The sequence below is a fragment of the Reinekea sp. G2M2-21 genome (genome assembly GCF_015687175.1).
Classification (GTDB): domain Bacteria; phylum Pseudomonadota; class Gammaproteobacteria; order Pseudomonadales; family Natronospirillaceae; genus Reinekea.
The window spans coordinates 142,349-158,683 of the sequence record NZ_JADPQG010000010.1 but is presented as its reverse complement, the minus strand read 5'-3'; the positions used below and the strand labels follow the sequence as shown (position 1 = coordinate 158,683).

At 50.6% G+C, this 16,335-nt stretch carries 12 protein-coding genes; 8 read left to right on the top strand and 4 right to left on the bottom strand.

The window, feature by feature from the left end; genetic code table 11:
- The first annotated feature begins 359 nt into the window (after positions 1-359).
- Complete coding sequence (locus IYN85_RS23980) at positions 360-1,886, top strand: DNA topoisomerase (RefSeq protein WP_196161505.1); 1,527 nt, start codon at positions 360-362, stop codon at positions 1,884-1,886.
- Between the two features lie 133 nt (positions 1,887-2,019).
- Here the strand turns inward: IYN85_RS23980 and IYN85_RS23975 are convergent, their stop codons facing one another.
- The 3 genes from IYN85_RS23975 to IYN85_RS23965 form a co-directional block, all read right to left on the bottom strand.
- Positions 2,020-2,922 (bottom strand): GGDEF domain-containing protein, encoded by a 903-nt coding sequence (locus IYN85_RS23975; RefSeq protein ID WP_196161504.1) that lies wholly within the window; start codon positions 2,920-2,922, stop codon positions 2,020-2,022.
- A gap of 272 nt (positions 2,923-3,194) precedes the next feature.
- On the bottom strand, positions 3,195-4,313 hold the full coding sequence (locus IYN85_RS23970; protein WP_196161503.1) for a GNAT family N-acetyltransferase/peptidase C39 family protein: 1,119 nt from the start codon (positions 4,311-4,313) through the stop codon (positions 3,195-3,197).
- Complete coding sequence (locus IYN85_RS23965) at positions 4,310-5,755, bottom strand: RimK family protein (protein ID WP_196161502.1); 1,446 nt, start codon at positions 5,753-5,755, stop codon at positions 4,310-4,312. The genes IYN85_RS23970 and IYN85_RS23965 overlap by 4 nt, the downstream gene beginning before the upstream one ends.
- Positions 5,756-5,951: 196 nt before the next feature.
- Here IYN85_RS23965 and IYN85_RS23960 point away from each other — a divergent pair, with 196 nt between their 5' ends.
- The 5 genes from IYN85_RS23960 (at position 5,952) to IYN85_RS23940 (ending at position 12,319) form a co-directional block, all read left to right on the top strand.
- A complete protein-coding gene (locus IYN85_RS23960) occupies positions 5,952-7,454 on the top strand; it encodes a carboxypeptidase M32 (RefSeq protein ID WP_196161501.1) in 1,503 nt (500 codons plus the stop codon).
- A gap of 99 nt (positions 7,455-7,553) precedes the next feature.
- Complete coding sequence (locus tag IYN85_RS23955; protein WP_196161500.1) at positions 7,554-9,533, top strand: diguanylate cyclase; 1,980 nt, start codon at positions 7,554-7,556, stop codon at positions 9,531-9,533.
- A gap of 97 nt (positions 9,534-9,630) precedes the next feature.
- The gene (locus IYN85_RS23950; RefSeq protein ID WP_196161499.1) at positions 9,631-10,056 is read left to right on the top strand and encodes a hypothetical protein; all 426 of its coding nucleotides are present in this window, start codon (positions 9,631-9,633) and stop codon (positions 10,054-10,056) included.
- Between the two features lie 27 nt (positions 10,057-10,083).
- Positions 10,084-10,350 (top strand): TfoX/Sxy family DNA transformation protein, encoded by a 267-nt coding sequence (locus IYN85_RS23945; RefSeq protein ID WP_196161498.1) that lies wholly within the window; start codon positions 10,084-10,086, stop codon positions 10,348-10,350.
- 328 nt (positions 10,351-10,678) lie between these two features.
- The gene (locus IYN85_RS23940) at positions 10,679-12,319 is read left to right on the top strand and encodes a M28 family metallopeptidase (protein ID WP_304627162.1); all 1,641 of its coding nucleotides are present in this window, start codon (positions 10,679-10,681) and stop codon (positions 12,317-12,319) included.
- Between the two features lie 53 nt (positions 12,320-12,372).
- Here IYN85_RS23940 and IYN85_RS23935 read toward each other — a convergent pair whose 3' ends face one another.
- The gene (locus IYN85_RS23935; RefSeq protein WP_196161497.1) at positions 12,373-13,968 is read right to left on the bottom strand and encodes a GGDEF domain-containing protein; all 1,596 of its coding nucleotides are present in this window, start codon (positions 13,966-13,968) and stop codon (positions 12,373-12,375) included.
- Between the two features lie 304 nt (positions 13,969-14,272).
- Between IYN85_RS23935 and IYN85_RS23930 the strand changes: the two genes are divergently transcribed.
- Positions 14,273-14,539 carry a DUF4212 domain-containing protein gene (locus IYN85_RS23930; RefSeq protein ID WP_196161496.1) on the top strand — a complete coding sequence of 89 codons (267 nt, stop codon included), beginning with the start codon at positions 14,273-14,275 and terminating at the stop codon, positions 14,537-14,539.
- 10 nt (positions 14,540-14,549) lie between these two features.
- Complete coding sequence (locus tag IYN85_RS23925) at positions 14,550-16,250, top strand: sodium:solute symporter family protein (protein WP_196161495.1); 1,701 nt, start codon at positions 14,550-14,552, stop codon at positions 16,248-16,250.
- Positions 16,251-16,335 lie beyond the last annotated feature (85 nt).

The window sequence follows — 16,335 nt, the reverse complement described above, 5'->3', positions numbered from 1 at the left end:
ATTGAATATTGCCTGCAGAACTTGCCTAGAACTTTGCGCATTTCTTCACCCGCTGAGGTAGATAGCAATTATTCAGAGTTGCCCTAGTTCCAGAAAAGTTATTGTGGGTTTACAAAAGTGTTTTTTACATGGCATCTCTCTTGCTGGCCTTTGCCCACTTATGCTGGGATTTTTTTGAGTCATCAAGCAGTTGCAGTGGCCTGGGTATTAAGGATTTAGACCAAACGATTTTTTATAAAAAGCGAGTAAGCAGTTGGACTATGTTCAATTACTGGCGCCCTTAATCCTGAAAGTATTTTGATGAAGTAAAACAATTTCTAAGGTTGAGACTTATCTGTAGAGGGTGGTAACGAGATTATATGATGAAAATATTGATTGTAGATTCGCCTGAAGTGGCTGCGAAACTTTCATCATTGTTAGCATCCGACTGGTGTTTGTTCTCGATACGTAAAGCCGCATTAGAAATATTTGACATGTTTACTAGTGCAGTAAATGGGCATAGTCACGCCTCACTCGATTCTATAGAAGTCAGTAGTGCTGACCTGGTGAGTGTTTTGATGGATTTATCTCAGAAAATCAATGAGGTCCTCATTGAAGATGTCAACGATGAATCGCGAAAGACTTTAACATACCGGATTTTTTGTGCGTTGAAAGTTGGTGGTTGTCGATTCCGGATATTTAGTTGTAAATTAACTTCACCTGGATGGGTGGATTTGCCTGTTGTGTTTATGAAAGATGCCCTCCGTATTACGAGTTTAAACGCAAAGAGTGCAATGACTGCCGATTCGGACAGTCAGTTTCTATCCTCGTTGAATATAACGCCCAGGAATGCTGAAGTTTTGAAGTTAGTCGTAGATAGAGAAGGCTATTTGGAGAGAAAAGGCGTTTATCAAGATGCCTTTAAGCTAAAGCTTGGCAATAAGAGAGTGGTTGAACTGAATCGGGATTTGTCAATAAACGGGCTGGATTTGATGAATGATCCTATTCGATTAGAGAAGGCGTTGTTCAGCATTTCGGATGTTAAGGTTTTAAGTAGCGTTACAGGGAGAGTTAAGATTAATCCTCCTGCACTTTTTACAACAGCGACTCTTGTGCAAGCTGCATATGAACACTTAGGCTACTTACCAAGTCAGACCTTTATGATTGCGGAAGAATTGCTCAGACAAGGACGCATTACAGACTATAAGACCAACAGTCCTGATTTGTCCGGTCAGGGAAGGCATATGTACAAGAAATATCTAGACTGTGAGGGACTGCCACGTTCTAAAGATGATCAACGTTGGCAAGGATGTTTGCTGAGTCACGCTTTTGATAACGAAGGTATTCGACCAACGGACCCGGGTTATGACCCGGATATAGAAAATGAGTCTGATCGCCTTTATCGATTGATCTACGAACGAGCTTTAGCATGCGTGATGATTGAGGGGTGGAACCTGAAAACGATATATACGGTTGTCGGAGAAACTGAAGAAGCAGTTCCGCTCTATTTTGTTGGAGAGATGACTCGAATTGAAACCATGGGTTGGCGGCAAGTTTGTTCTATTGAGCCAACAAATCGGGAAATATCAGAAAGCCGTCTCGTGCCCGAGAGGCAGCAAATTATAGCTGTGGAGGATTGGGCCGTTAGTCGCGTGGCTTCCAAGAATTTCCAACGTTACAATTTCAGTTCGCTGATAGATGAACTAAAAATCGAGAATATTGGTGAGGTTATTGATCGATGTCTGTTTATCGAAGAAGCGACCTTATCAGGTTTTCTTAATATGACAAAAGCGAAAGAGATCCTACCAACACCGACTGCTCAGTCGTTTGTAAAAACGCGCAACTTATTCACCCGCGTAGATTTTGGTTCAGGGCGAGGATCGAAGAACTACACGATGTTTAACTGATTTGGCAGGAAGGCAGCCGGAGCCATTTCAGCCCCGCCCACCGGGTTCTTCAGACCGATGACTGGGGATTTTTTGTTTTTTAAAAAGGATTCGCCAGTCCGTGAAACACACGCCTTGCTCATCCTTCGACGGGTTACGACGAAACAACCACACGGTTACGCCCTTCCTGTTTGGCTTGGTAGAGCGCGGCGTCGGCATGGCGATAAGTGGTTTGTGGGCTCTCCCCTTGTTGGCTGAAACACAGCCCGATACTAACCGTGCATTGAATGGTGCTGTCTTGCCATGCCACTGGCGTTGACTCAATCGCCGAGCGAAGGCGTTCGGCAACGTCTTTGGCTTGTTCCAGCGTGCATTGGGTCAGGAAAATGGCAAATTCTTCGCCGCCAATCCGGAAACATTCTTCGTCGCCACGGCAGCTGGCGCGTAACGTTTTAGACACCTGCTGCAAAGCGGCATCGCCTGCGTCGTGACCGTGTTGGTCATTGATCTGCTTGAAATGGTCGAGGTCGGCAAGCACCAAAATGTAGTCGGTTTTTTGCGATGTCAGGCGTTGTATTTGTTTGTTGTAAGCGGCGCGGTTGGGTAATTGAGTCAGGGCATCGGTCAGGCTTAATTGTTTGTACTGGTTTTTCTTTTCCTCTGTTTCTTCAATCAGAATCCGGTAGTCGCGGCCCCAGGCCGCAACACCGAAAGACAGCAGTGTAATTCCGGCAATTGCAAAAACCGTTTCTAAAATCTGCATACCGAGCGGTTGCACGAGGGCAAACTCGGCCACCATTTTCAGAATCATCAGCCAGACCAGGCAAAATACACCCAGTATAAAAACCCAGTAGGTGCGTTGTTGGCGCTTCAGGATGGACGCGGTGCGAATCCACATCAGCAGTATGACCATTAAGACCGATTCGGCCAGCAGGTCCAGCAGTTCGGCGTTGGGGTTCCATCCATTCTTTGAGCCCAGATTGATGGAAACAATTAATAGTAACAAGCCTGGAAGTGTCACCAGTAGCCAGGGCAGTATCGGTGTTCTTTGGTTCATGAAGACCCACGGTAAAAGCGTTAATTAAGGGCACCTCTAGAAAGTCCATCTGACTCTGGAGTTAAGAACGTTCTTAGGTCCCCATAGAGCGCGGGCTGGCAATGCAAAAACCATCATTAAACACCTTTAAAAGGACTCGTCATTCCCTTCAGTGTTTGCCTTGTTTTGCACGCCTCTAGCACAGGCGCAGAGATCGACGGACTTTTTTAGTGGTGCCCTTCAGTATAGCCAACTGAACGCAGGTTGCGAACAGGGGCCCGAAGACCCTCACTTTAGCTGGCCGCAGCCGGTTTAATGGCAATGGCTGTTCTCAGTTTCTGTTTGCCAAAGGCCGTCATCTTGTCGAAGTCTTCCAGCGCGATAGGCACGTGCTGGCAATCGACCGCAAGCTGGTTGTCGGACACATCGGGGTCGTGCACGTAAATGCAGCGATCATCAATGTGGGTCACGGCAACCCAGTGCGGTGTTTTTTTCTTGTCCATGCGATAGGTGCTGATGAGCACCAAAACGGTATACCCTTGCTGCATGGAGTCCCGAATCCAGTCGGTGGTGGGAGCCTGAAAGTCGATGGCGATGCCGTTGTCCTGAGCTTCTTTTAGGAAGGTGTTGTGCACCAGGGCAATGATGTCTTTTTTGTGGGCTGAGCGAACACCATCTATGAACAGGACATCTTCGGTGTTAACCCGCACCTCGGTGTTGTAGCCACGCTGATGCGCGGCCAGGGCTAGGCCGAAGGGGTGTGTGCCGCCGTGCCCACTGGTCATAAACACGGTGTTGGCTTCACGCCAAATGGCAAGCTCCAGCGTTTGTTGCGGAACACTGTGTTCGGCGTTATAACTCATGGCCATCATCAACGCTGCCGGGCCGCAGGTAAACTCGGTGGTTTGCTGATACCACGGCAATGTTCTGGCCATGGTATTGGGCTCGGCGGTGTAAATGGTTTTTTGCATCCGAATGGCGTCATCGTGGTCCTGGTAGTAGTCGGCGTACTCACCAAACACCCGATATCCCAATTTCAAATAGAGTTGGTACGCCGCCGTGTTGGCGCGCGCCACTTCCAATCGCATAAACAACCGTTGCTGTTGTTTGGCTTTGGTTTCCAGCGCTTGCAACAGTTGTTGCGCAATGCCCCGTTTCTGAAAATCCGGTGACACGGCAATGGAATACAGCCGTGCGAGTTTCGTGCCCCGATTGCACAACACCAGCCCGTAACCGGCCAGATCTTCGTCGGCGGTCACCACTAAAAATATGGCGTCTTCATCCGCCAGCCAGCGTTTAAAGCTGCGCCGGTGAATGCGATCCGATTGAAAGCAACGGTTTTCCAGCGCAACCAAGGCGTTCAGGTGATGAGCGGTGGCGCGTTCAATCGTTAAGGTTGGCGTGTCGCTCATGAGCGGCCCCGTGCCTCCAGCCGCTGTTGAAATTCAGCCATGATCTGCATGTACAGTTCTTTGCCGAGATAAACATCTTCCACTCCGTGGTCGATGCTCGGGTTGTCGTTCACTTCAAGCACATAGGGTTTGCTGTTTTTTACTTTAATGTCAACGCCGTAGAGGCCGTTGCCGACAATACGGGCAGCCTTTAACGCGGCATCCAACACCGACTTCGGCACTTCAAAGGTGGGCAGCGTATCGAAGCCGCCGGAGGTTCCGGTCTTGGCACCGTGGTTGTAAATTTGCCAATGGTTGCGGGCCATTTTGTAGCGGCACGCGTACAGCGGGCGGCCATTCAAAATACCTATGCGCCAGTCGTAATCGGTAAACATGAATTCCTGCACCAGTACCAGTGCACTGAACTGAAACAGCTCGTTTAAGCGGTCGCGCAGTTCATCGATGGTTTTTACTTTGTACACGCCACGGCTGAACGAACCCTCAGGCATTTTTAACACCAGGGGTAGACCAAATTCCGCTTCCAGATCCGTCAGTGTCTGCTCGTTGTATTCATGCAGTATACGGGTATGCGGCGTAGGCACTTTCTGGTAGCTGAAGGCATCGTGTAAAAAGGCTTTGTTGCACGCACGCAGAATCGATTGCGAGTCGTCCATAACCACCAGACCCGCGTCTTCGGCCTGCACGGCCAGCTCGTAAGTGTGGTGGTCAATCGCGGTGGTTTCGCGAATGAACAGCGCATCGAAATGCGACAGGTCGGTCAACTCGTCTTTGGTGACCAGTTGCGCGTTAATAGAAAGCTGCCGGGCGGCTTTCACAAAACGTTCCAGTGCTTTGTTATCGCTCGGCGGGTTTTCTTCCGCCGGGTTAACCAGAATGGCCAACTCCCAGCGCATCTTGCGATGCTCCAGTTGGGTCTTCCAGATCGTCTGAGTAAAGCGGTTCAGTTCGATATAAAACTGCTGTTTCAGCGCTTCGGTTAACGACGGTATCGAGACGCGTTCAACCTGCGCAAACTGCTGCTTGTTTTCCGTTAATACAGTAACCAGCAACACCGGCGCTGAATAGGTACGGAACACCAGGTTCGCCAGTTTGTTGAACTGCGCATCGGAAGCCGTCCCAAAGAAACAATAGAAAGGGGTATCCCCCTTTTCGCCCAGGTTCAGATGCGTGATGTTCAGGCGTTGTTTGGCGCCACCCTGTTTTTGACGCAACGCATTGATGACTTTCACTGAAGGCATAACCTGATGCTGACGCGCTTCGGCAAGCAAGGAGCAATAGTAGCCCTGGCTCAAATAGGTGCCGGCGTCGCAAAGGTTAATCACCCGGGTTTTGGGCTCTCCTTTTTTCGGATAATCGCGCAAATAGGTGGCAAAGGAGATGGCCTGAAATTCAGACGATTCAAGGTCAGACAGCTCATCAGATACGATCAGCGTTTTTTGCATCAGCAGGTTCCATTCTGGGTAATTAAAGGGTGTGCAAACTAGGTTAGTCGGAAGTGCCTATATACGCTTAATTTTTCAACGTGCAATGAATAATTTACGCAACGGCTGCCCGCGTCGCATTGCTGTAAAGGTGACAAAGCCGGGCTTTATCGCTAGGGTAGCCGCAACTCTGTTTTCGCCATTAAGGACTGCTTCCATGAGCTATGAAACGCTGACCAAAACCTTCTACCGGCTGGCCCAACTTGAACACGCAGGCAGTATGCTGGGTTGGGATCAACAAGTAATGATGCCCCCTAAAAGCAACGAAGCTCGTGGCCGGGCCATGGCCGAATTGCAGGTCTTGGCCACCGAAATTATTCAGCAGCCTGCCATGGCTGACGCGTTTGACGCCGCCGAACAGAACCAGGACGCGTTGGAACCCTGGCAGCAGGCAAACCTGCGCCAGATGCGTGAAGCCTGGAAAAAGGCGAACGTCGTGCCAAAAGAATTGGTGGAAGCCAAAGCTATGATCACCAATGAATGTGAACATGCCTGGCGTTCATTGCGCGCCGAAAACAACTGGAAAGATTTTGAACCGACATTGCAGAAGGTTTTTGATCTGGCTCGTGAGGAAGCGCAAGCGCTGGACAACGCACTGCGGGCAGAAAAAGGCTACGTGAATGCCTACGAAGCCCTGTTGGATATTTACGATCCGGGCACGCGGTTGGCGCGGGTGGATTCCGTTTTTTCCGAACTGAAAGCCGAATTGCCGACACTGTTGCAACAGGTATTGGCAAAGCAGCAGGCCAGTGGTGCGCCCATGCAACAACAGGCGCCGGTCGATAAATCGAAACAGATCGCGCTGGCGAATGAGTTGATGGCGGTACTGGGGTTTGATTTTGACGCCGGCCGGCTGGATGAAGCGGCTCACCCATTCAGCGGCGGTGTGCCGGATGACAGCCGAATAACCACCCGTTATGTGGCCGACAACGTCGTAGAAGGGTTAATGGGCATCATCCATGAAACCGGCCATTCCCGTTATGAAACCGGCTTACGCAAAGATTGGCGCTACATGCCGGTGGGGCAGAGCATGGGTATGGGCGTGCACGAAAGTCAGAGCCTGTTTTTTGAAATGCAGATGGGCCGCTCGGCGCCGTTTATCAACGCCATTGCCCCCATAGTTCAGAAACACTTAGGCAGTGACCCAGCGTTCGAGGCGGGCAACCTGCGTAAGCTCTATACCGAGGTAAAACCGGGGCTGATCCGCGTGAATGCCGACGAAGTGACATATCCACTGCACGTCATTCTGCGTTATGAGCTCGAACGCGACATTATTCTGGGCAAGGCTGATGTGAAAGATATCCCGGACCGGTGGAACGCCGCCATGCAGCATTACCTGGGTCTGAATACCGAAGGCGACTTTAAAAACGGTCCGATGCAAGACGTTCACTGGCCTTCCGGCGCAATTGGCTATTTCCCCTCTTATACCTTAGGGGCGATGACGGCAGCGCAGCTTCATGCAGCTCTGGTGCAAGCGGTACCTAATGCGGCTGAATTAATTGGCCGGTTGGAGCTGCAACCCATATTCGATTGGCTGTCGGCCAACATCTGGGAGAAAGGCTGCTTATTGAGCTATGACGATCTGATGGTCGAAGCCACCGGTGAAACGCTGAATTCACGCTACTTCCTGGAGCACATTAAAGGCCGATATTTGTCTTAAACTGTTGAATTGGCGGGCTTTGGCTCTGTTTGCCGCATTGCAATGTAGCAGTCAGCTTCTACGCTTAATGAGTATTGACTCAGGAATTCGTTATTCAGCATGTCTGCTCGTCCTTGCTTGCCCGCCCGACTGACCCTGAGGCTGCTGTTGTTATCATCACTGATCGCAATGGCCTCTGTGTTTGCCGACAGTACCCTCCAACCTGTGCGCCTGCAGTTGAAATGGCAGCACCAGTTTCAGTTTGCCGGCTACTACGCCGCGATTGAAAAAGGGTTTTACGCCGAGGCGGGATTCGACACGCAGCTCATTGAATACAGTGGCGGAACCGACCTTTTTGAGCCGGTGATCAGCGGCGACGTTGAGTTTGGCTTGGCCGATGCCTCCATTGTTGTGAAGCGCTTGCAGGGGAACCCCGTCGTTGTACTCTCGACGATATTCCAACATTCACCCCTGGTGCTGATCAGTTTAAAAGGCAGTGGCATCTTAAGCCCCTACGAGTTGATCGGTAAGCGAGTCATGTTTCAGCTCGGTGCCGATGACGCCGCAATACAAGCCATGTTAACCACCTTGGGTGTGCGCCAGTTCGAATACCAATTGGTGCCGCACAATTTCGACAACTTTGCCCTCATCCATGAAGAGACGCCGGTCGATGTGATGTCGGCCTACCTCAGTAATCAGCCTTTTTTGTATCAGGAAAAAGGTTTCGACGTTCAGGTGATCAGCCCCGCGAATTACGGCATCGACTTTTACGGTGACCTGCTCTACAGCAATGAACAGTATGTTAAAGACAATCCGGATCGAGTGCAGGCATTTCGCGATGCCAGCTTACAAGGCTGGCAGTACGCACTCGCGCATAAAGAAGAAGTCATTGGCTGGTTACAGGACAAGTACCCGAGCCACAAAAGTGAAGCCGCGTTGCGTTTTGAGGCTAACATCATAGAACAGATGGTGGCGCCGAACTTTGTGGCTTTGGGCAGCCTGAACCCGGCACGTTTTGAACGTATTGCCGATATCTACAAACAGCTGAACCTGGCACCGGACAATGCCGATTTAAGCGGCCTGGTTTTGTCGGATTACCTGCGCAGTGAATCGGAGGCCAATCAACGGCTATTGCAGGTTATTGCCTCCGTTGCGTTGGGTTTAACGGTCGCGCTGGCGGTGCTGATTATTGTGCTGCGGTCATTGCGCTTAACGGTAAAGCGGCGAACGGCGGAATTGAATCAGGCGAATCAAGCCTTGTCGCATCAGTTGGAGTTGACCGATCGCTATGTCATTTCAGCGGTGGTCGATCGGGAAGGGCATTTCTTGCAGGCATCATCGGCTTTGGCCGAGGTGTCCGGATACAGTCAGGACGAATTGGCGACCATGACTTCCCATCAGTTGGTGGCGCCGCACATGCTCGACAAACGGCAGGCGATTTTAGATCAGGTATTTCAGGGTGAAAGCTGGCAGGGCGAATTGCAATACCGGAATAAAGACGGCCGAGATTTCTGGGTATTTTTATACATCGATCCTATGCAGGATGCCCACGGAGAAATCACGGGTTATCGATCCACGGCAACCGACATTACCGAGAAAAAAGTGATACAGCGGATGTCAGAAACCGATGGTCTAACGGGTATCGCAAATAGAGCAAAACTGGATAAGGTGCTGTCGGTCGAGTGGGCGCGGTTCGAACGCTATGGCAAAGCGCTGTCGGTGATTATCTTCGACCTCGATCATTTTAAAACCATCAACGATGATCATGGACATCTGGCCGGTGATCGGGTGTTAATCCGGGTCGCACAGGTCGTCGAAACGCTGTTACGGAAAATGGATGTCCTTGGACGATGGGGCGGAGAGGAATTCATGGTCATACTGCCTGAAACCCATTTAGAGGCTGCCGGTCAGGTTGCGGAAAAAATGCGACTGGCCATCGCACAAATTGAAGAACATGAACTCCCTTCCGTGACCGCCAGTTTTGGTGTCGCCGGTTGCAACGAGACCGTAAACCATTCCGAACGGCTGATCCTGTTGGCCGATAGCGCTTTGTATAAAGCGAAGGAAAACGGCCGTAATCAGGTCGTTTTAGCGTCTTGAGTTGTCGCGACCTTTACGCGACCTTGGGATTTTTTTGTGTGACCGAAAAATTAAAATCTCTCATAATGGCGATCCGATTAATTTTCAGGGATCGACTATGAAATTCTTCACTCAATTTACCAGCACGGCCATTCTGGCCTCTCTGTTGTCCGTGCCGTTGGCATTTGCCGACACCACGTTGGCGGACGAATGCACCACTCGCGAAACCCAGATGGTGTCACTGTATTACATGACCATCATGAAGCGCGACGAAGATATTGGTGCTTTTTATAAAAATAAGATCGATGAAATCAACACATTGGCTGCCAAGCATGACTGGGCCGATTACCAGCTGACGTCACAGGATGTATCGATCAGTCAGTCGTCTTACGGTACGGGAATGCAGGATGTGACCGTATCCATCAGTATTCAATTAGCCGCGGATTACAGCACCATTTCTCAGATATCGAAGGGAACCGATGCTTATTCTATTTCGTCTTCCCGATATGCAGAGCAGATATGCCCTGATAGTTTCGATTATTAAGCAACGGATAATAGGGTTCCTCGATTCATGTCGATTGCCAATTTAGCTGGACTAGGTCCAAAGAGCGCGCAGATGCTGGCCACGATTGGCGTCACCACCGCAGCGGACTTCCTCGCTGCGGATCCTTTCGAGCTTTACCGGGATATGAAGCAGGCGGGCGTACCCGTCAGTCTAAACCTGCTCTACGCCATGATTGGGGCGCAGGAAAATAGGCCCTGGCAACTGGTTAAGCAGGAGCAGAAAACTACTATTCTCTTACGCCTCGATGATATGGGGCTCGCACCAAAGAAATGACATAGGTCCGGACCGTTCTTTCATCGTTTACGTCAATTACCACCTGGCCCGTTATCAACAATAATTTCACGAGTATTTTTTAGACGTGGTTCACATAGCTGTTGCGAATATCGTTAAAAACCAAGGATTCGTCAGCTCCTTTTTACACTGGCACCCAAAACTTTTTTCGTTCGGTGGTTCACGACATGGAGGCGACGTTGTTAACGTGCAGGTTCCATTTGATTCAGCCGTACAAATAGGAGTCACGCTTGTAGATCATTGAATTAGGAGAGTCATTCAATGGTCGTGGTTACAGGCATAATTTTTCATACCGAGAGATAAGAAAATTATGCGATCCATAATAAAAACATCTGTATTGCTGGCCGGTGCGTCCCTTGCGCTATCCATCAGCACTCACTCAATGGCAAAAGAAATTCCCCCTCACGTATCCGCCTTTATTGACCGCTTCTGGAGCGAAAACAACACGCATCCTTGGGAGTGTCGTTTTGCCATTGGTGCATCTCCCTTTCAAATGCCGCGCTGTATGCAAGCCGACAATGTGATGGAACGATTGGAAGCCCTGCAAGACATTGCAGACGAAAACGGTGGTACACGCGCAGCCGGATTGGACGGCTACGATGCGTCCGTGGCTTATGTAGCCAGCGAACTGGAACACATGGGTTATCGCGTCACTTACGACACGTTTGACTTTAATGCGTTCTACGAAAATGGCGATGGTACGCTCAGCGCGTTAACGCCAAACCCAGTGAGCTATGAATGGGACGTGGATTTTACGTATTTATCGCAAACCGAAGCGGGTGATGTAACGGCCACGGTTGAGGCGGTTGATCTCGACCTGGGTGAAGGCAATGGTTCTACCAGTGGCTGTGAAGCCGAAGACTTCGCCGGCTTTACGGCAGGTAACATTGCGTTATTGCAGCGGGGCGCCTGTGCGTTCCAAACCAAGGCTGAAAACGCAGCGGCAGCGGGTGCTGTGGGTGCCATTATTTTCAACCAGGGCAACAGCGAGGACCGTAAGGGTCTGATCGGTGCAACCTTGGGTGCTGGCTACAGCGGTGGCATACCGGTGTTTTTTGCGACATACGACAACGGCGTGGCATGGTCAGAAACCGACGGCTTAACGCTGAGCATGATGGCCGACGTTCTGCGCGAAGTCCGCTCCGTTGATAACGTGATTGCCGAAACCCGTTGGGGTAACCCGGATAACGTCGTTATGATCGGCGCGCACCTGGACTCCGTCTTCGAAGGTGCGGGTATCAATGATAACGGTACCGGTAGTGCGGCTATTTTAGAAATGGCTGACTTGCTGAAGCACGCGCGCGTGAAGAATAAGGTACGTTTCGCATGGTGGGGTGCGGAAGAAGCCGGCTTGGTGGGTTCAACCGAATACGTTCAACGCTTAAGCGAAGAAGAGTTGGCCAAAATCAAGGTTTACCTGAACTTCGACATGATCGGTTCGCCAAACTTCTTTAACGGCATTTACGATGGCGACGGATCCGATTTCGATTTGGCCGGTCCAGCAGGGTCTGCAGCAACCGAAGCCATGTTTGAGCAATACTTCAATCTGCGCGGTCAGCCATTTGAAGGGTCGGAAATTTCATTCCGTTCGGACTACGCAGAGTTCTTCCAGCAGGGCGTTGCCTTTGGTGGGTTGTTCACCGGTGCTGAGGGCGTTAAGAGCGCTGAACAGGCCGCGATCTATGGTGGGGATGCCGACGTTGCGTTTGACGAGTGTTACCACAGCGAATGCGATGACATTTTCAACGTGAACGAGCGCGCTTTGGAAGTGAACGCCGATGCGATTGCTTACGTTACCAGTGTCTTTGCGCACACAACCCGTAAGATCGACGATGAAATTGCGGCGGCTGAAGCTGAAACGGATCCTGCGGCGATGATGTTACGCAGCGCAGCGACCAGCAGTGCGAGTCAGTATGACATTACCCATTGGGGTAAGTACTGGATTAAGTAAGAACTCTTCACTAGCACAGGGCCGTATTCACGGCCCTTTTTTTTGCCGTCGTATTAGGTGGCCAATTGAATTTGGTTTCGGCCGCTTTGTTTCGCGCGGTACAGTGCCGCATCGGCTTGTTTGATCAGGTCGGTTAAGTCACCTGTCGTTGGTGCAGATGAACTGATTCCAAAACTGGCCGTGACACGTATGTCGCCCAGAATGGGTTTTTCGCGAAACGCTTCCAGCAGTTTTTCGGCAACTTGCATGGCGCCTTCGGCATCGGTACTCGGGCAAATTACAATGAACTCTTCGCCACCCCAGCGCCCCACGCTGTCGACATTGCGTACGTTTCTCATTGTTAAGGCGGCAACATTTTGCAGCACTTTATCGCCTTCCAGATGACCGTATTTATCGTTCACGTCTTTGAAATGGTCGAGATCAAAAATGATAATCGACAACGGAGCTTTGTAGCGTTCCAACCGGTGCCATTCTTCCGAGAGAATCGAATCGATCTTAAAGCGGTTGGCAATGCCGGTCAGGTGGTCCGTTTCGGACAGGTATTCCAGTTGTTGGTTGGAAATCTCCAGTGCCTGTGTGCGTTGTTTCACTTCAAAGGCCAGTCGACGATTGATCATCCACAGCGACAGCAGAATTACCAGGAAGACAGCGGCTACCATCAACATAAATTCGAGCCAGTTTTTATTGTATGTGTTGTTGGACTTCAGGTAGTTCTCCAGCTGTAAGCCTTCCAACGTTGCGCCCTCATCCGCAAAACCGACGGATTTGTACACACTGGCAATGCGGTTGAAACGCTCAGGTAAGAAGGTGCCCAAAGGCACAAAGTCTGCGGCGATCATCGGCAACGTCGCCTGGACTTCAAAGCTGAGTTCATCCAGTGTTTTTTCGCTGCCGTAGTATTCCAGAATCCAGTCTACGACCTGTTGCGGATTCTCTACCGTATACTGCCAGCCTTTCAAGCTGGCCTCGGCAAAGGCCTTAGCGCGTTGCGGAAACTGTTCGACATAAGCTTGATGGGCAAACAACAGGTCACCATAGAAGTCGATGCCGTAATTAATGGGATCCAGCAGGCGTACGGGCTGATCAAGCTTGTCGTAAATGAAAGGTTCGTTGGTCCGGTAACCGGACATCGCGTCGATATCTTCGTCGAGTAAGGCGCGGCTGTTATAGCTGCTGGGTACCCAGGTGTATTGGTCTTCGGTAATGCCCAGTGTGGTGAGCATTGCGATTAAGCTGGCGTCGTTATCATTGCGCTGAAACATGACCCGTTTGCCACGCAGTTCGTAGGGGCTGAGAATATCGTCTTCGGATCGAGTCAGGAACACCAGAGGACTGTGTTGAAACACCGTGGTGAGGATGACCACAGGGCGGCCATTCAGTCGCTGTAACACGATGCTGGCATCGGCAATGCCAAAGGTTGCGTTGCCGTTTATAACCTCATCAAAAACCGATTTCCCCGAGGGTATTTCGCGAAACTTAACGTCGAACCCTTCCGCTTGGTAGTAACCCAGCTGCTGAGCCGCATAATAGCCGGCAAATTGAAATTGGTGCTTCCATTTCAATTGCAGTGTGACGGTCTCAGTTCCCTGTTCTGCCCAAAGGAATCCGGAGCCGATGAGTATGCAGAACAGCAGGTGTATAAATTTCATCGAATAGTGTCGTTGCACTGTCATATCCGCCTAGCTTAGACCATATTTCGCGGCTTTTCTGCCTATAAACACACGTTCGATCACCCTCGTTCTGTACCTTAGACGGTCATTACCGGTTTCGGTCTGCTTAAGTCGCCTCGGTTGCCAACGGGACTAACCTTTAGTCGTATTCTCGACCAAAGTCGAACAGCTTAAGCCGACAGGCGGTGATAGCTTATTCCGTGCTTATCTCCCGGAAGTAAACAGGCAGGGTGTTCTTGCTGAAGCGGCTTCCACTAAAACAACAATACTGGAGGGGAATGCGATGAGCTTTGAAACAAAAGAACACGCCAAACAATATTGGCGGGAAAATGTGAAACTGATGCTGACACTGTTGGCCATCTGGTTCGCAGTCTCTTATGGCGCTGGGATTCTACTGGTGGATGCGCTGAACGAAATCCGTTTATTTGGCTTTAAATTAGGCTTCTGGTTTGCGCAACAGGGCTCAATTTATACCTTCATCGTGCTGATCTTTGTTTACGTGAGAAAGATGAATGCACTCGATCGTAAATACAACGTGCACGAAGACTGAGGGCGACTAAATGGATATTCAAACCTTAACCTATATTCTCGTCGGGCTTTCGTTTGCTCTTTATATCGGTATCGCTATCTGGGCGCGGGCTGGGTCAACCAGTGAATTTTACGTAGCCGGTGGTGGCGTTCCGCCTATTGCTAACGGTATGGCTACCGCAGCCGACTGGATGTCTGCGGCGTCGTTCATTTCCATGGCTGGTATTATTTCCTTTGCCGGTTACGACGGTTCGGTGTACCTGATGGGATGGACCGGTGGCTACGTGCTGCTGGCGCTGTGTTTGGCGCCTTACTTACGTAAGTTTGGTAAGTTTACGGTTCCTGACTTTATCGGCGACCGTTACTACAGCCAAACCGCTCGTACCATTGCGGTTGTCTGTGCCATCTTCGTCTCGTTCACATACGTCGCCGGACAGATGCGTGGTGTGGGTGTGGTGTTCTCTCGCTTCCTGGAAGTGCCGGTTACCACGGGTGTCATCGTCGGTATGGTTATCGTGTTTTTCTACGCCGTACTCGGTGGCATGAAAGGCATTACCTACACTCAGGTGGCTCAATACTGCGTACTGATCTTCGCCTTTATGGTGCCTGCGATCTTCATCTCCCTGTTAATGACGGGCAACCCATTCCCACAACTGGGCTTTGGTGGCAGTGTAGAAAGCGGCGGTTACTTGCTGGATAAACTGGATGGATTGTCAACCGAACTGGGCTTTGCACAGTACACCGAAGGTTCTAAACCGATGATTGACGTGTTCTTCATTACCGCCGCGTTGATGGTTGGTACTGCCGGTTTGCCGCACGTGATCGTTCGCTTCTTTACAGTACCGTCTGTGGCGGGCGCTCGTAAATCTGCCGGTTGGGCGTTGATTTTCATTGCGATCCTGTACACCACCGCACCAGCCGTTGCTGCGTTTGCGCGGGTGAACATGATCAACACCATTAACGGTGAAGACGGTGCCGGTACGCTCTACTCACAAGCGCCGAGCTGGATCAGTAACTGGGAAAAAACCGGTCTGATTAAGTGGGAAGACAAAAACAATGATGGTCGCATGTTCTATGCTGCCGATGGTCGTAACGAAATGAAGATCGACCGCGACATCATGGTACTGGCGAATCCTGAGATTGCGAAATTGCCGAACTGGGTTGTGGCGCTGGTGGCTGCTGGTGGTTTGGCGGCGGCGTTGTCCACGGCAGCAGGTTTGTTGTTGGTGATATCAACATCGATTTCGCATGACCTGTTGAAACGAAACCTGATGCCGAACATCACCGATAAACAGGAACTGTTGTTTGCCAGAATGGGAGCGGCGGTGGCCGTTATTGTGGCCGGCTATCTGGGTATTAACCCGCCAGGATTTGTGGCTCAGGTGGTGGCCTTCGCCTTCGGTTTGGCCGCATCGAGTTTCTTCCCAGCCATTATTCTGGGTATTTTCCACAAGCGAATGAACAAAGAAGGTGCGTTGAGTGGCATGATCGTTGGTATTACCTTTACCGCGGCATACATCATCTACTTCAAGTTCATCAACCCAGCGGCGAACGTGTCTGACAACTGGTGGTTTGGTATTTCACCAGAAGGCATCGGTACTCTGGGTATGATCTTCAACTTCGTCGTCGCATTTGCGGTCCATAAAGTGACTGGCGATGCACCTGACGAAGTGCAGGACGTGGTGGAATCCATCCGTTATCCAAAAGGATCGGGTGCCGCAACCGCGCACTAAGCAGATCTGTCACGGCGCATGGGCGCCGTGACTTTTTTTTGACAGTTTTTTACTCAGCCGCTGGTTACCGCGAGCTGATAGTTTG

What these genes read in the sequence shown, in the direction of transcription:
- IYN85_RS23980 (WP_196161505.1), top strand. Translation starts at nt 360, where the DNA reads ATGATGAAAATATTGATTGTAGATTCGCCTGAAGTGGCTGCGAAACTT.
- IYN85_RS23975 (WP_196161504.1), bottom strand. Translation starts at nt 2,922, where the DNA reads ATGAACCAAAGAACACCGATACTGCCCTGGCTACTGGTGACACTTCCA.
- IYN85_RS23970 (WP_196161503.1), bottom strand. Translation starts at nt 4,313, where the DNA reads ATGAGCGACACGCCAACCTTAACGATTGAACGCGCCACCGCTCATCAC.
- IYN85_RS23965 (WP_196161502.1), bottom strand. Translation starts at nt 5,755, where the DNA reads ATGCAAAAAACGCTGATCGTATCTGATGAGCTGTCTGACCTTGAATCG.
- IYN85_RS23960 (WP_196161501.1), top strand. Translation starts at nt 5,952, where the DNA reads ATGAGCTATGAAACGCTGACCAAAACCTTCTACCGGCTGGCCCAACTT.
- IYN85_RS23955 (WP_196161500.1), top strand. Translation starts at nt 7,554, where the DNA reads ATGTCTGCTCGTCCTTGCTTGCCCGCCCGACTGACCCTGAGGCTGCTG.
- IYN85_RS23950 (WP_196161499.1), top strand. Translation starts at nt 9,631, where the DNA reads ATGAAATTCTTCACTCAATTTACCAGCACGGCCATTCTGGCCTCTCTG.
- IYN85_RS23945 (WP_196161498.1), top strand. Translation starts at nt 10,084, where the DNA reads ATGTCGATTGCCAATTTAGCTGGACTAGGTCCAAAGAGCGCGCAGATG.
- IYN85_RS23940 (WP_304627162.1), top strand. Translation starts at nt 10,679, where the DNA reads ATGCGATCCATAATAAAAACATCTGTATTGCTGGCCGGTGCGTCCCTT.
- IYN85_RS23935 (WP_196161497.1), bottom strand. Translation starts at nt 13,968, where the DNA reads ATGAAATTTATACACCTGCTGTTCTGCATACTCATCGGCTCCGGATTC.
- IYN85_RS23930 (WP_196161496.1), top strand. Translation starts at nt 14,273, where the DNA reads ATGAGCTTTGAAACAAAAGAACACGCCAAACAATATTGGCGGGAAAAT.
- IYN85_RS23925 (WP_196161495.1), top strand. Translation starts at nt 14,550, where the DNA reads ATGGATATTCAAACCTTAACCTATATTCTCGTCGGGCTTTCGTTTGCT.